General features: G+C 47.5%; 14 protein-coding genes. 5 read left to right on the plus strand and 9 right to left on the minus strand.

Annotated features, from left to right (window positions below; all coding sequences use genetic code 11):
• Positions 1-99 precede the first annotated feature (99 nt).
• Positions 100-3,177, plus strand: a complete 3,078-nt coding sequence (gene ydiJ / locus J9B83_RS06060) for a D-2-hydroxyglutarate dehydrogenase YdiJ (RefSeq protein ID WP_211535849.1) — start codon at positions 100-102, stop codon at positions 3,175-3,177.
• 76 nt (positions 3,178-3,253) lie between these two features.
• The gene (locus J9B83_RS06065) at positions 3,254-3,994 is read left to right on the plus strand and encodes a spermidine synthase (RefSeq protein ID WP_211535850.1); all 741 of its coding nucleotides are present in this window, start codon (positions 3,254-3,256) and stop codon (positions 3,992-3,994) included.
• A 109-nt stretch (positions 3,995-4,103) separates the two neighbouring features.
• Here J9B83_RS06065 and pgm read toward each other — a convergent pair whose 3' ends face one another.
• Positions 4,104-5,747 carry a phosphoglucomutase (alpha-D-glucose-1,6-bisphosphate-dependent) gene (pgm, locus tag J9B83_RS06070; RefSeq protein ID WP_211535851.1) on the minus strand — a complete coding sequence of 548 codons (1,644 nt, stop codon included), beginning with the start codon at positions 5,745-5,747 and terminating at the stop codon, positions 4,104-4,106.
• A 116-nt stretch (positions 5,748-5,863) separates the two neighbouring features.
• A complete protein-coding gene (locus tag J9B83_RS06075; RefSeq protein ID WP_211535852.1) occupies positions 5,864-6,988 on the minus strand; it encodes a beta-ketoacyl-ACP synthase III in 1,125 nt (374 codons plus the stop codon).
• Between the two features lie 171 nt (positions 6,989-7,159).
• Here J9B83_RS06075 and J9B83_RS06080 point away from each other — a divergent pair, with 171 nt between their 5' ends.
• Positions 7,160-8,302 carry a patatin-like phospholipase family protein gene (locus tag J9B83_RS06080; RefSeq protein ID WP_211535853.1) on the plus strand — a complete coding sequence of 381 codons (1,143 nt, stop codon included), beginning with the start codon at positions 7,160-7,162 and terminating at the stop codon, positions 8,300-8,302.
• A gap of 18 nt (positions 8,303-8,320) precedes the next feature.
• Here the strand turns inward: J9B83_RS06080 and murI are convergent, their stop codons facing one another.
• Genes murI through J9B83_RS06115 form a run of 7 tightly spaced genes read right to left on the minus strand, consistent with a single transcriptional unit; the run spans position 8,321 to position 14,078 of the window.
• Positions 8,321-9,130 carry a glutamate racemase gene (gene murI / locus J9B83_RS06085; RefSeq protein ID WP_211535854.1) on the minus strand — a complete coding sequence of 270 codons (810 nt, stop codon included), beginning with the start codon at positions 9,128-9,130 and terminating at the stop codon, positions 8,321-8,323.
• Complete coding sequence (murB, locus tag J9B83_RS06090) at positions 9,127-10,194, minus strand: UDP-N-acetylmuramate dehydrogenase (protein WP_211535855.1); 1,068 nt, start codon at positions 10,192-10,194, stop codon at positions 9,127-9,129. Before murB ends, murI begins: the two co-directional genes overlap by 4 nt.
• On the minus strand, positions 10,191-10,388 hold the full coding sequence (locus J9B83_RS06095) for a Trm112 family protein (protein WP_211535856.1): 198 nt from the start codon (positions 10,386-10,388) through the stop codon (positions 10,191-10,193). The genes murB and J9B83_RS06095 overlap by 4 nt, the downstream gene beginning before the upstream one ends.
• Positions 10,381-11,433, minus strand: coding sequence for a tetraacyldisaccharide 4'-kinase (gene lpxK / locus J9B83_RS06100; RefSeq protein ID WP_211535857.1), 1,053 nt, complete (start codon positions 11,431-11,433; stop codon positions 10,381-10,383). Before lpxK ends, J9B83_RS06095 begins: the two co-directional genes overlap by 8 nt.
• A complete protein-coding gene (locus tag J9B83_RS06105) occupies positions 11,430-11,852 on the minus strand; it encodes an ExbD/TolR family protein (RefSeq protein ID WP_211535858.1) in 423 nt (140 codons plus the stop codon). Before J9B83_RS06105 ends, lpxK begins: the two co-directional genes overlap by 4 nt.
• A complete protein-coding gene (locus tag J9B83_RS06110; protein ID WP_211535859.1) occupies positions 11,849-12,475 on the minus strand; it encodes a MotA/TolQ/ExbB proton channel family protein in 627 nt (208 codons plus the stop codon). Before J9B83_RS06110 ends, J9B83_RS06105 begins: the two co-directional genes overlap by 4 nt.
• Positions 12,476-12,488: 13 nt before the next feature.
• A complete protein-coding gene (locus J9B83_RS06115; protein ID WP_211535860.1) occupies positions 12,489-14,078 on the minus strand; it encodes a ComEC/Rec2 family competence protein in 1,590 nt (529 codons plus the stop codon).
• Between the two features lie 38 nt (positions 14,079-14,116).
• Between J9B83_RS06115 and J9B83_RS06120 the strand changes: the two genes are divergently transcribed.
• Positions 14,117-14,278, plus strand: coding sequence for a hypothetical protein (locus tag J9B83_RS06120; RefSeq protein WP_211535861.1), 162 nt, complete (start codon positions 14,117-14,119; stop codon positions 14,276-14,278).
• Between the two features lie 192 nt (positions 14,279-14,470).
• Positions 14,471-14,992, plus strand: a complete 522-nt coding sequence (locus J9B83_RS06125) for a DUF2062 domain-containing protein (RefSeq protein WP_211535862.1) — start codon at positions 14,471-14,473, stop codon at positions 14,990-14,992.
• Positions 14,993-14,994: the final 2 nt, after the last annotated feature.

The following is a 14,994-nucleotide window of genomic DNA, read 5'->3' on the forward strand; positions in this document are numbered from 1 at the left end:
TTCCGCTTATTGTTAATCGTTTTTTTCGCCGTAAAAAGATCACTCAATGGGGCTTTTCTTTGTTAAAATTCGCGCACTCATCATTTGTGGAGATGAAACATGATTCCAAAGCTCTCTGAAGTTTCGCCAATTCAGGCGAAATACCTTTCCTTCATTGAACGCTTGAAAGCGTCTGGCTTCTCAGGGGAATTAAATCCTGATTACGCCAATCGCGTGGTTCTTTCGACCGATAACTCGATTTACCAAGTATTGCCTCAAGGGGTGATTTACCCCAAAAACATCCAAGACATTCAACTGTTGGTCAATTTATCCAATCAAGATGAATTCAACGATGTAGTGCTCAGTCCAAGGGGCGGCGGTACGGGCACGAATGGCCAATCTCTCACCGATGGTTTAGTCGTAGATTTATCCAAACACATGAATCGCGTGTTAGAAATCAATACCGAAGAAGGTTGGGCTCGAGTAGAAGCGGGTGTCGTAAAAGACCAACTTAATCGCGCGATTAAACCGCACGGTTTGTTTTTTGCCCCAGAACTGTCCACCAGCAACCGCGCCACCATTGGCGGCATGATCAATACCGATGCCAGTGGCCAAGGGTCGGTCATGTATGGCAAAACTCGCGATCATGTACTGTCCCTAAAAACCGTTTTGCTTGATGGAAACATCTTAGAATCTGGGCCGATCGACGACGACACACTGGCCAGCATTCAAAGCGGCAGTGATTATTCAGCCTATGCGCACCGTGTAGTAGACGGCATTCAAAAAAGCAAAGCGCAAGAAATCAAAGACACCTTCCCTGCCCTTAATCGCTGTTTAACCGGTTACGACTTGGCTCACATTCGTACCGAAGAGGGCCAATTCAACATGAATTCCGTGTTGTGTGGGTCAGAAGGCACTCTCGGCTTCATCGTCGAGGCCAAAGTTAACTTGCTGCCTATTCCAACGTATGCGGCTTTGGTCAATATTCGTTACGACAGCTTTGAAGGCTCATTGCGTCACGCCGGAGAACTGCTGGCGGTTAAACCAACGTCTATCGAAACCGTAGATTCCAAAGTTCTCGGTTTAGCCAAAGGCGACATCATTTGGAATTCTGTGTCTGAGTTTTTCCCGGAAAAAGAAGGCGAAAACATTCAAGGCATCAACTTGGTGGAATACACAGGCAACGACGAGCAGGCATTGGCAGACAGCATTAAAGTCCTCACCGATGCCTTAGACGCTTTGGCCGAAGAAGGCGGCAGCAGCGCCTTGGGTTATACCATTGCCATGGGCCACGAGAACGTCAACAAAATCTGGGCAATGCGTAAAAAATCGGTCGGATTGTTAGGTAATGCCAAGGGTGAAAAACGCCCTATTCCATTTGTGGAAGACACCGCGGTTCCGCCAGAAAATCTAGCGGATTTCATTATGGAATTCCGCGCTGTGTTAGACAGCTATAATGTGCAATATGGCATGTTTGGCCATGTAGACGCAGGGGTATTGCACGTTCGCCCAGCGTTGGATTTAAAAGACGAATCTCAAGAGCCGATGATTCGCGACATCACCGACAAGGTGGTGGCGCTCACTCAGAAGTACAACGGCTTATTGTGGGGCGAGCATGGCAAAGGCGTTCGTTCTGAATACGCGCCGGCGTTCTTTGGTGATCTATACCCGAGTGTTCAGCAAGTCAAAGGCGCATTTGACCCTCGCAACCAGCTGAATCCAGGAAAAATCGCGACGCCTTTCGAGCTAGGCGCTGACTTACTAAAAATCGATGAAGTACCATTACGCGGCCAGCTTGATCGCCAAATTCCGTTGCAAAACCGCGATCAATTCAAAGAAGGCATGTACTGTAACGGTAACGGCGCTTGTCACAACTTTGACCCGAACGACGCCATGTGCCCGTCTTGGAAAGGCACCCGTGATCGTCGTCATACTCCGAAAGGTCGCGCCTCGTTAATGCGCGAGTGGTTGCGTGGTATGAGTGGCCAAGGGGTCGATACCACTAAAGCCAGCCAAAACGCCAAAGACGCTAACTTCCTGCTCAGTTTCATTCCAAGAATGAAGAACACCTTGGCGAAACGTCGCGGCGAATACGATTTTTCCAACGAAGTGCACGAATCCATGATGGGCTGCCTCGCGTGTAAATCGTGTGTCGGCCAGTGCCCTATCAAGGTGGATGTGCCAGAGTTCAGAGCCAAATTTCTTGAACTTTACTACAGCCGTTACTTGCGCCCAGCCAAAGATTATCTAGTCGGTTCTTTGGAATTCATGATGCCTACCATGGCCATGTTCCCGCAACCATATAATTGGCTCGTCAGTCGTCGCTGGGTTAATCACTTCAGCAGCAAATACGTAGGTCTGACCGACAACCCAAAACTAAGTAAATTGAATCTCAAAAAAGAAATGTCCCGCCGAGGCATTCGTCTTGCCACTCCTTTGGCGATAGAGTCTCTTAGCTTAAAAGACAGATCTCGTGCCGTGATCGTGGTTCAAGATGCTTTTACCAGCTATTTTGAAACCGAGCTTGTCTTGGACACCATGGAAACCTTGAGTCGCCTTGGCTTCCAAGCCTATCTTGCTCCCTACATGCCTAACGGCAAGCCGCTGCACGTACACGGTTTTATGAAGGCATTTAATCGCACGGCTCGGAAAAACCTCGACATGCTGCAAAGCCTGTCATTTTATGGCCTGCCGTTTATTGGCATTGATCCGTCAATGACATTGACCTATCGCTCCGAATACGCCAAGACATTCTCAGACAGCCGACAAGTGCCAAACATTCAGCTAATGCAAGAATGGTTGATGACCAAACAAGAACATCTCGCTAAGCAACCTCTGCGCTGCGACGATTCGACTTACCACTTGATGACCCATTGCACCGAGAAAACCAACGCGGCAGGCTCGATTAAAGACTGGCAAGAGGTTTACAAGACCCTAGGGCTTAATCTTAAAATTGAAAGTGTCGGCTGTTGTGGCATGGCGGGAACCTACGGTCACGAATCGGCGAACAAAGAGACGTCTAAAACCATTTATGATTTGTCATGGAAGGAAAAGGTGAATGACCCAGGTCTGCTCGGCAAACTGGTCGCCACTGGTTACTCTTGTCGTACTCAGGCCAAACGCTTTGACGACGTGGCTATCCCGCACCCAATTCAAACATTGTTGAAGCATTTGCGAACCGCCCAAGTCGATTCATAGTCGGTAGCTAAGCAAAGACACTCTGTCCAATAAGGCTCGGATGAACCCGAGCCTTATTTTTATCTATAGGAATACCATGAGCCACCAAAATTTACTTCATGACAGTGCCGATGAGTTAGGCCCTATCCGCGTGTTTGATGACGGCCAATATCGCATCTTATCTTTCGCTGAGGGCGACGAACAAAGCCGTATTCGTTTATCCACGCCGCATATTTTGCAGCACGAATATACCCAAGCCATGATGCTGCCATTGCTGTTTTGTGAACCGAAACGCGTGTGCATTCTTGGTCTCGGCGGCGGCACCTTGTTGAATGCGTTGCACCATACTGTGCCGGCCATTCACATCACCGCTGTGGAATTGCGCCAAGAAGTCATGGACGCGGCCGAAATGTATTTTAAGCTTCCCAGAGGCAAACGCATCACCCTAGAAGTGGCCAACGCCATTGATTATCTGGCCGACGGCCTGCCCAAAAAAGTCGACCTACTCATGACTGATCTATACAACACCAGCGGTATGGACAGAGGCGTATTACAGGCCAGCTTTATTGAAAACTGCGCAAATAACATAAAAGAGGATGGCTGGTTGGCGTTGAACTGTTGGATTGATAATAAAAACAATACAGAACTTACTGAAATTATTAAAAAGCATTTCAATGACGTGCGAGCGCTCGATACTGGCACAGGAAACTGGATTATCCTCGCAGGCAAACGCATTAACACAGACAACGCTAAGGAACTCAAAGCCAGCGCTCAAAAACTCAGCAACACCCTAGGTTTTCAGCTCACCAAATGGCTATCTCGTCTAACAAGTCTTTAGGCTGCTCCCTTCTTTGGGTTTTGCTCTTGCACTTTCATCAGACCAAAAAAAAACCACTTACACACGAACATAAGTGGTTTTCATAAAGCAAGAAGCCAGGTAAACGCTGTTAGCCAGCTAACACGTTATCGACTAAGGCTTTGGCTTCGTTTTCCAATTCCGCCAAATGCGCTTCGGACACAAAGCTTTCTAAATAAATTTTGTACACATTTTCCGTGCCCGATGGACGTGCGGCAAACCAGCCATTCTCTGTAGACACTTTAAGACCGCCAATGGCCGCGTCATTGCCCGGCGCGTGGGTCAATACCGAGACAATAGCCTCGCCTGCCAAGGTCGTTTGAGTGACGTTTTTCGCATCAAGCGCACCCAATAACGCTTTTTGCGCACTGGTCGCTGCCACATCGATTCGCTTATAGAAAGGCTTGCCGTACTTAGCAACCTGCTCTTCGTACAGAGTTTGCGGATCTTTGCCGATCACCGCCAATATCTCAGCCGCCAACAGCGCCATGATGAAGCCATCTTTGTCCGTCGTCCAAACACTGGCGTCTTTTCGCAAAAACGACGCCCCTGCGCTTTCTTCGCCACCAAATCCCATGGTGCCATTGAACATGCCCTCAACGTACCACTTGAAGCCCACAGGCACTTCACATAAGTCGCGACCAAGCCCAGACACCACTCGATCGATCATGCCACTCGACACGAGGGTTTTGCCAAATTGAATGCCTTGCGGCCAGTTAGGTCTGTGCTGTGCTAAGTATTCTATCGCCACGGCTAGGTAAGCATTGGGATTCATCAAGCCGGATGAGGCACAGACTATGCCGTGACGGTCGTAATCTGGGTCGTTACCCACGGCAATGTCGAAATCGTCTTTTAGCTTTAGCAAACCTTGCATTGAATACGGTGATGAACAATCCATACGAATACGGCCATCTTTATCTCTTGGTACAAAACGGAAGGTAGCATCCACCTCTGAATTTACCACCGTTATGTTTAAACCGTATTTTTTTGCGATCGGCTCCCAATAATGGATGCCTGATCCGCCCATGGGATCAACCCCGATACGCACATTAGCCTTGGCGATCGCTTCCATGTCGATCACATTCTCAAGATCGTCCACATAATGCTGAATGTAGTCAAAAGGCTCAATCAAACCACTGGCTTGTGCCGCCTCAGCTGAAAGGCGCTTAACGCCTTCTAAATTATTTTCCAATAATGCATTGGCACGCTTTGCCACCCAATCGGTGATGTCTTTGTCGGCTGGCCCACCTTTACTGGCGTTATATTTGATGCCGCCGTCTTCTGGCGGGTTGTGCGATGGCGTAATCACAATGCCGTCACTCACATCGGTTTGCGACTGGTTGTGAGTCAAAATAGCGTGAGAAATAACCGGAGTCGGTGTATAGCCACCGTTTAATTGAGTGCGCACTCTTACGCCATTGGCAGTCAAAACGCTCAAGGTCGTTTGAAAAGCAGCCTCAGACAGCGCATGAGTATCTTTGCCCAAATATAAGGGGCCAGTTAACCCTTGCTCCTGACGATATTCCGCAATGGCCTGCGCAATCGCCAAAATGTGAGGCTCGTTAAAACTGGCGGCAAAAGCACTGCCACGATGACCCGATGTACCAAAACTGACTCGCTCATCAGGGTGCGTAACCACCCTCGGCTGCTTGGTGTAATACGCGGTCATCAGCTCAGGTACATTCACCAATAACTCATGGGAAGCAAGCTGCCCTGCTTGTGGATGAATTGCCATACAATCTTACCCCTGCTTTATCATAAAAAATGGATAGCAAGAGTCTCGCCTAAATACTCACCCGTTTCAATGACTTAACCCGTAAGCTCGGTAAGGTATGTGAAAAAACTAGGGTATTAGCGTTTACGCAAGATCAAACTGCCGATCGAATAGCCTGCGCCAAACGAACAAATCACCCCAATATCGCCTTTTGCTAAATCCTGATGATACTTAGCAAACGCTATGATGCTGCCCGCTGAGGCCGTATTGGCATATTCATCTAGCACCACGGGCGCTTCTTCTAAGGTTGCATCGCGACCCAGTAAACGACGACTGATGAGCAAATTCATATTGATATTCGCTTGATGCAACCACCAGCGCTTTAGTTCTGTTACCGGGATCCCTTCACTCGATAAATGGCTTTCTATGTGTTCGGCCGCCATGGGGCACACTTCTTTGAAAACCTTACGCCCCTGCTGGTGGAATAACTTATCCGCAGAATAAGGATCTTCGTCTGTCACACGAGTAATGTAGCCAAAATTCGATCGAATGGCATTTGAGTACACGGTCACACAGCGAGTGCTGAGCACATCAAAAGCCTGTTCAGAACGGCACGTCGCTGCGCCTTCTACGACCGTTGCGGTCGCCACATCGCCAAAAATGAAATGGGAATCTCGATCCATGTAATTCACTTGTGGGGAGGTTAATTCAGGGTTAATCACCAGCACACCTTTTGATGTACCAGCGGCGACGGCGTCAACCGCTCTTTGCAAACCAAATGTGGCGGCAGAACACGCCACCAGCATATCAAAACCAAACCCTTCGATACCCAGCGCCGCTTGCACCTCAATGGCGATCGCGGGATAGGATCGCTGAGTATAGGCACAAGATACAATTACCATATCAATGTCTGCCGGTGATTTATTCGCCGCGCTCAACGCCTTCTTCGCAGCAGCAATCGCCATTTGAGCCTGATGAGAAAGCTGATCGTCATCGCGAACTTCCAAAACAGGACGCATCCGATCAATATCAAGCACCCCTTCTTTTGAATAGACAAAACGGCTTTTGATGCCTGAGGCTTTCTCAATAAACGCCGCACTGGACAAAGGCTTTGCCTCTTCCCTTCCTTGCTCAATGAGCTCAGCATTTTGCTTATTAAAGCGCTCTGCCCAAGCATTGTAACTTTCCACCAACTCTTCATTGCTAATTTTGTGTTCTGGAGTCCACAACCCCACACCACTAATGACCACAGAATGACTCATGCTGTTATCCTTATTATTATTTTGACTATGCTATTTAATATGTACTAATGAGAAATTGTGACCCACTTATCATAACCTGTCCACTTATTGTAATAACAAAGATCAACAGACATAATAATTACTGATATCTTGACACCGATAAACAATACAACACAGCAAACAGGTGGGCCTATGACAAATAACAATGCATTAGTGTTATCAGGCGGCGGCGCTCGGGCGGCTTATCAAGTGGGCGTCTTATCGGCAATGGGGAAAATGGTACCTAAACACTCGCCCCTGCCCTTTCCTATTTTGTGTGGTACTTCGGCTGGCGCATTAAATGCTACCATGCTGGCGACCTACGCAGACGACTTCTCGAAAGCCGTTTCTACCCTCGCTTTTGTGTGGCGTCAGCTAACACCCGATCAAATTTACACGGTTGGCCGCTGGCCCATGGCCAGTTCAATGACAAAAACGCTCATGGCCCTGTTTCACTTACACAACCGCGATAACCCCATTGCCCTTATGGAAAATACGCCATTAAAGGATTTACTCACCAATAGACTGGATTTTTCACACATCCAAACCGCCATCGACAAACAACACCTCAAGGCGCTCGCCATCACCGCCATGAGCTACAGCACCGGCGAATCTACTACCTTCGTTCAAGGCCAGTCTCAATTGGCGGGATGGCAAGGGAATCGCCGCAAAGGCGTAATTACCAATATGGGAGTGGATCACCTATTAGCATCCAGTGCCATTCCTGTGATTTTTCCGGCTCATAAAATACAGCAACACTACTACGGAGATGGCGCGATAAGACAAAAGTCAGCCATTTATCCAGCCCTTAAATTGGGGGCTAAAAAGCTCTTTATTATCGGCGTGAGTGGCAACAGTCAGGTAGCATCCTCAACGCTTGTAGAGCCCAGTGATGAACTGAGCGCGCCGAGCATGGCACAAATTCTTGGGCAATTACTAAACAGTGCTTTTATTGATAACTTGGAGGACGACATTCGCCAACTGGATATAATGAATCGCTTAATTCAAGATTTACCGGAAAACAAGAAGGCGCAATACAGCCATTTGCCCACAGACACACTCATCGTTTCCCCCTCGCAAGAACTCAATGACATTGCGCATCACTACTTGGATACATTGCCTAAAAACATTCGTGTGGTACTAAAAGCGGCGGGAGGCTCTGCATCGGACAAGGTTAGCTCGGCAGCCAGCTATTTGCTGTTTACACCGCCCTATTGCAAAGCGCTGATGACGCTAGGATATCAAGATGCCATGAAAGAAAAGGAACGCATACACCACTTTTTATTCGAAAAATAAAAGTTATTCGCCCGAAAACTAAATGTGGACATGACGCTGAGCTAAAACCGCCGCTTTATCCGTCACCCAATTCAACAGGCGAGGCATGTTATCAAGGCTTATCGAGCTGCATAACTGTATCTGCCCCTTTGCAGTACAATTACTGTCAAGGTGGGACATCATCTGCTCAGGGTAAGCCGCCGTCAAACGTCGAATCAACTGTGAAGACACGCCCTCACTCGGCTCAACAATTTCACAAGCAGCGCCAAGCTCTTCTTCAAACAAAGCTTTTACTAAGGGATAATGGGTGCAAGCAAGCACCAAGGTATCTATTTGCTTCGTTTGCATGTTCTTCGCTAAAGAAGCAATGGTTTGTTTGATCCTCCCCACTGATTCAGGCCACGCATCTATGTCATAAGCCAGGCTTGAGCTGGATATAATAGACACATAGCTGTCGGCTTTCCAAAGCTCGATTAGCTGCGTCAGACGCGCACTTTGCGCTGTCACCGGTGTGGCTAACACCGCAACCCTACGCTGATTCCCCATGCGACAGGCGGGCTTAACGGCTGGCTCTACGCCGATAACAGGCAAGACAGTGGACGCTCTTAATGCTTCGATGCCAACCACAGTCGCGGTATTACACGCCACCACAATGGCCGACACACCTTCTTGATGAAAGAAGGCACCGATCGCCACCAACCTATGCTGCAACGCTTCTGGGTCTTTGTTGCCATAGGGCGCGAAGGTCTCATCAGCCAAGTACACCAAATCCAAGCTCGGAAGCTTGGTATGGATGCGATTTAAAATGGTCAGGCCACCTGCGCCTGAGTCCATGATGCCAATTTTCAAGGTTGTTCGAGCTCCAGCTTTCGAGCACTTTCTGGTAACAAAACCGGCTCTCTTTCTAATAGCACACCGTAACGCTCAAACACAGAGGCTTTAATGTCCGACTCTAACGCCAACAAACCTGCTGCCGAGATATCAGAATAATTCACTAACACCAGAGCCTGCTTATCATAAACGCCAACACGGTCACGTACCTTGCCCTTCCAACCAGCGTGATCAATCAACCAGCCAGCGGCCAGTTTCATACCACCTGCCACAGGAAAGGCGACAAGATTCTCGAAACGCGTTTTTAGATTCTCGTATGCAGTTTGGGAAACAACGGGATTCTTAAAAAAACTGCCGGCATTGGGCAGCTCGCTAGGGTCAGGCAATTTCTCACTACGCACTCGACAAACTAACTCGAACACCTCTTGCAAGCTTGGCTTCTCACTTAAATGCGCCGACAAACCACCGTATTCAAGTGTGAGTTCAGACTCTTTGTGTAGCGTTAATTCAATCGCCGTAATTAAAAGAGTACTTTTCCATTGTTGCTTAAAAAAACTGTCTCGGTAGGCAAAACCACACTCGTTAGCGTCCATCCAAAACACTGACCCATTATGCGTGTTAATCACTTGAATTCGAGTCAGTACATCTTTTACTTCGACACCGTAAGCGCCGATATTTTGTACCGGCGCGGCACCTGCCGTACCTGGAATCAAAGCAAGGTTTTCAATGCCGTGCCAGCCTTGCTCGACGGTATAGCGTACAAGCTGATGCCAGTTCTCCCCCGCCGACGCCGTGACTGTGACAGAGCCATTGCTATGCTCGACCGCATCAATTCCCTTCAAGCGATTGATGATCACCAGGCCCGAAATAGCACCACAAATAAGCAGGTTGCTACCACCACCTATCATGGTCACAGGCTGATCGGCGGCGTTCGCCCATTGCAATAGTGTGGCTAAATACTCTAAAGAATCCGCCACAGCAAAATACTCGGCTGGATAATCAAAACGAAAGGTATTGTAGCTGGCCAAAGAAACCTGTTTTTGCAAGCTCGCTTCTATTGCCTGTAACGCGTCGTCCGTCACTTTGCCGAGCCAGACTCTAAACGCTCGTCTGCGGTCAAGGTACGCGCTTCGGTTTCCAATAACACGGGAATGCCGTCTCGTACTGGGTAAGCCATACCACCGACCTTGCTAATCAATTCGGTACCATCTTTGCTTAATGTCAGTGCCGCTTTGGTAACAGGACAAACAAGGATATTTAATAAGGTTTTATTCATGGGTAAAGTCCGTTGTAATGAGGTTTAATTTGTCTAAAAAAGCGCGCTGAAACGCCTCAGATAATATTAATGATACGGGTAAATACCAGACATTGGTGTTTTCTAGCACCAAAGACTGACATTTAACCGCGTCTTTTTCTGTCATGATCACCGCCCCAGAGGTTGGAATATCGGCAGAAGTAAATTGATGGTGATCAGAAAACCAAGAATGGCGACTGTTCGTCGCTGAAAGACCTAAATCGTAAAGGGTATCCATAAAACGCTCTGGGTTACCAATGCCGGCCACAACGTGCCAGCTTGTCTTTGGTGTCGTCCCATTAGGCTCGAAAGCCGCCTGAAAATCGAGCCGGCGCTGTCCATCTAAGGATATGAGCTCAGTAGGAACCAAAGTCGCCAGGGTCACTGGCCAAGAAATTTTCTGCAAAGCCGGCGAAATGGCATTGGTCACACTGACGATAAAATCCACCGACGCCAGCCGCTCAGTAGGCTCTCTTAATGGCCCCACTGGCAGTAATTGGCTATTTCCCAACCCTCGTTTGGCGTCTAACATGGCGATTTCGATATCACGCTGCAGATGGTAGTGTTGCATGCCGTCGTCACTGATCACCACGTCAACATCATGATTAGCCAGTAGGTGCCTAACCGCATCCACTCTTTTCGGACACACTACCAGGGGGCATTTTGATCGGCGCGCTAACATCACAGGTTCATCGCCTACGGTTTGCACAGAACTGTTCTCATCCACTGATATGGGCGATGTGATCTTCGCACCATGACCACGGGACACAATCCCTGGGCGATACCCCTGCTGAATTAGCAATTCACACAAGGCCACCACCATGGGAGATTTGCCCGTTCCGCCCACACTGATATTACCGACCACGATCACAGGAACGGGGGCTTTATAAACATTTTGAGTATTGGTCAGAAACGCTTGGCGTTTTTTGGCTACCAAATAGCGCACCAAGGGCTGCAACGGGCGAAAGACATGTGTCCACCCCCATCGACCATACCAAGACCGGGTAAATAAAGACTCAAGACTCACTGAGACGATTCTCTTTGGGCTGTGTGAGCCAATTTCGTCATACCCAAGGAAGCCGCCGCATCATAGACTCGAAGCACCATATCGTAGGAAGATTTCGCGTCCGCCGTGATGATCAAAGGACGACTTACATCCCCTTGCGTGGTTTCTTTTAAGCCTTGTATCAAGGTACTGACTTTCTCATTGATCAAGGTTTGCCCATTGATGACATATTGACCATCCGCCGTTATTACCAACTCGACCTGCTTACTACGATCACTGCTTGGTGCATCCGAGGTAGCAGTGGGCAAATCAATGGTTAATTCGGTGCTTTGGTTAAAAGTGGTACTGACCATAAAAAAGATCAGCAACAGAAAAACAACGTCAATTAACGGCGTAAGATTAATTTGTACGTCATCTATTTTTTGACGTCTGAATTTCACTGAGCAACTCCTGACTTATCTCGTTCGCCGTGTAACGCATCAATCAGCTTGCTTGATTGCTGCTCCATGGTAACCACTAACACATCAATACGACGACTGAAAAAACGATGAAAAATCAAGGCGGGAATGGCCACACCCAAACCTGCGGCGGTGGTTAACAAGGCTTCTGAAATACCGCCTGCGAGCAAGGCCGTATTGCCAGCGCCATTTTCCATCAGCACCGCAAACACCTTGATCATACCAACTACGGTACCTAGCAGACCCAGTAAAGGTGCAATGGCGGCAATAGTACCCAAGGTGTTCATGAAGCGCTCCAATTCGTGAATCACATGACTGGCGGCGTCTTGCACACTTTCCTTCATGGCGCTACGTCCATGCTTAGAATTCAATAATCCGGCGGCAAAAATGGACGAAAGCCCCGCTTTGGATTGCATGGAACGAATGTAATCCAGCGTCATTCTATCGTCTCTAAGACGCGTCATTACTTCGGACAACAACCCCTGGGGAGCAACACTTGCTTTACGTAAGGTCCAAAAGCGCTCAAGAATGATGGCCAGCGTCAAAATGGAACAGGCCATTAACGGCCACATAAAAAAACCACCTGTTTGAATAAAAGCTAACACATCGCTCTCCAAATTAAATTTGTTGGTAATTTAACACACTCTCTAGCTTTTCAACACGTTTGCAAGTGTCAGATTTAAAGAGAAAAAATGAATACACACAAGCCGAATGTTGCAAAACCACGCCATCATTTTGAAAGAAGAAAGATAAGCGTTCTTCCTCGTCAACAATCAGCCAATTCACCTTTAATGCATCGAATAGTTCAACATGAGGTGACGGCTTTTGCAGCAGTATCCAGGCTACATCATGGGACAAAAGCCATTGCGGTGAGACATCCGCTAACCTGTTTGGCGACATCATCAATACATCGGAATGAAGGTGAGGGAAATAAGGATTTAATAGCAAAGAGGCCATGTCTTCTTTTGCCCAGCTGGCGTTAAGAGCAATGCTATCTTGTGCTCTAAACACAAATTGTCCCTGTTGATTTGATAACGATAAATCGGCTCTACTATGCTGAAAAAAACTCGGCAAAAAAATCACCAACCAAATCACCGCGGCACTTAAGACGCCTCGTTTTAACGGGCTTTGATAGACCCATCCCAACACTAATAACAGCATGATCCATCGCGGTACATCGGTCGAAAATGCCGTATAGAACAACAAAGGTAGACGAAAGACCGCCCACTCAAGCCCGAGAACAACAAACCCCAGCACCCAATCCAGCCCCATATACACATAGCTGGTGGACACCAGCAGCACTTCCAAACAGGACACAATGCCAACGGGGAACCAGACAAACGCAGCCAGAGGGATGAGCACAATATTCACCAATACAGAAGCACTGGAAATAGCCTCTTGCCAACCTAAAATCAACACCATGGAAGCGGTGCTCAGCATCACTTGTGCCATCAATAGTCGGGTCCATTTTATCGATGTTTGGCAATAGCCAACCAATAAATACACCATACTAAAAGACAACCAAAGACCCGGACTCAGGATCGACCTTGGCTCCACCAGCAACACCAACCAAAGTGCAAAAGAAATGATCCTGTGCGGCGAGACTTTCAATGACAACATCCGTGCCAGCATATACACGCTAAGCATAATGCCAGCCCTCACCACAGGCTCTCCCCAGCCAGTCACATAGGCGTACCCCAGCAATAAAGGTATTACAAGAATCCCATCGCAATGCCAGCGAGTTACACCAGAAAGTACTAGCCTTGCTGGCAAGCTTTGCCAGACCAGCCAACTGATTGAGCGACCAATAACGAACATAAAACCTGTGTGCAAACCCGATACAACAAACAAATGCGCCAAACCAAGGGTTCGAACGATCCAAGTGTCGCGCTCACTCCAAAGGTTATTGTCTCCCAATAAAAGTGCTTTGGAAAAACGCCAGGTTTCAAAGGAAGATAAGCGCTCATCGAGCGTAGCACGCAGACGATCTCTTGGTTTTGCCGAATTTTCCAACGCAGCGGTCGGATCTGCGTCAAAATTGACTCTGATTTGGGCAACTTGTCGTGTGATATAAAGCTGTTTCTGCCACCAATTTCCCGCTTTATCCTGGCGCGTAATCTGGTTTATCTCGCCCTTAAATAGGGACGCTGCTCGCTCGTCTATATGACCATAAATAGGCACAGGACTTTCCAGCCGATGTAGGGTCATATCATGAAGGGTTTTTCTTTCTCCATCAGGAGTAAAAAATGTTAAAGAAAGTTTTTGCGCTTTATGCTCGAATTGAGTTGGATGACTTGCTGTCGTTTGGTGGAAAACTTTTTTTCGTTCAAAATCAACCCAAACCACATCGTCCTGATCAAGTTGTATTTGAGAATAAGTCGTATTTTCGCTTAAAAAAACAAAAATAAAGGAGAAAAGTGCCAAAAACAATACGAATAAACGCTTTGACCATAATAGGTAGAGACACAAGAAAACTATGTAAGTAGAATACACCCACGAATAATCACTCGGCACCAAAATGGCGCCCATCAATATGGACAAACTACTTAGTAACATAAGACCTCCTTGTCTTAAATTGCTAAATTATTTTATACCTGATTATGCCGAAGAATTATCTTAAGAAATTCATACCTAATCCTGAAAAACTCAAACAAAGTAAAGCCTTAAGCTTACTGGGCTCTCAGATTTATCAGGCCAATTTATGGCACCTTAACCGCAAATCTGTAGCAAGAGCATTTTTCAACGGCATATTATGGGCGTTTATACCCATGCCTTTTCAAATGTTAGCAGCAGCTCTGTTAGCCATTCCACTGCGAGCGAATATTCCTTTATCCATCGCGTTAGTCTGGATCACCAACCCATTTACCATGCCTTTTGTGTTTTATTTCAACTATAAAGTTGGCGCGCTATTACTCGATTACCACAATGAAAAAGACTTTCAGCTATCGGTTGAATGGATCTGGGACAAGATGGAACACATCTGGCCACCACTCTACGCCGGTTCTATTGTGTCTGGCTTAGTATTTGGTGCCATCGGCTATGCTGCCATCAGTATTTTATGGCGCGTTCATGTGACGAAACGCTGGCAAGAACGTAAGCTTCGCCATCAAGACAAGCCCTGAGC

Source organism: Marinomonas vulgaris (genome assembly GCF_018145875.1).
GTDB classification, from domain to species: Bacteria; Pseudomonadota; Gammaproteobacteria; order Pseudomonadales; family Marinomonadaceae; genus Marinomonas; species Marinomonas vulgaris.

What these genes read in the sequence shown, in the direction of transcription:
- J9B83_RS06075 (WP_211535852.1), bottom strand. Translation starts at nt 6,988, where the DNA reads ATGAGTCATTCTGTGGTCATTAGTGGTGTGGGGTTGTGGACTCCAGAA.
- J9B83_RS06120 (WP_211535861.1), top strand. Translation starts at nt 14,117, where the DNA reads ATGTTAAAGAAAGTTTTTGCGCTTTATGCTCGAATTGAGTTGGATGAC.
- ydiJ (WP_211535849.1), top strand. Translation starts at nt 100, where the DNA reads ATGATTCCAAAGCTCTCTGAAGTTTCGCCAATTCAGGCGAAATACCTT.
- pgm (WP_211535851.1), bottom strand. Translation starts at nt 5,747, where the DNA reads ATGGCAATTCATCCACAAGCAGGGCAGCTTGCTTCCCATGAGTTATTG.
- J9B83_RS06115 (WP_211535860.1), bottom strand. Translation starts at nt 14,078, where the DNA reads ATGACCCTACATCGGCTGGAAAGTCCTGTGCCTATTTATGGTCATATA.
- J9B83_RS06095 (WP_211535856.1), bottom strand. Translation starts at nt 10,388, where the DNA reads ATGAATAAAACCTTATTAAATATCCTTGTTTGTCCTGTTACCAAAGCG.
- J9B83_RS06125 (WP_211535862.1), top strand. Translation starts at nt 14,471, where the DNA reads ATGCCGAAGAATTATCTTAAGAAATTCATACCTAATCCTGAAAAACTC.
- J9B83_RS06065 (WP_211535850.1), top strand. Translation starts at nt 3,254, where the DNA reads ATGAGCCACCAAAATTTACTTCATGACAGTGCCGATGAGTTAGGCCCT.
- J9B83_RS06080 (WP_211535853.1), top strand. Translation starts at nt 7,160, where the DNA reads ATGACAAATAACAATGCATTAGTGTTATCAGGCGGCGGCGCTCGGGCG.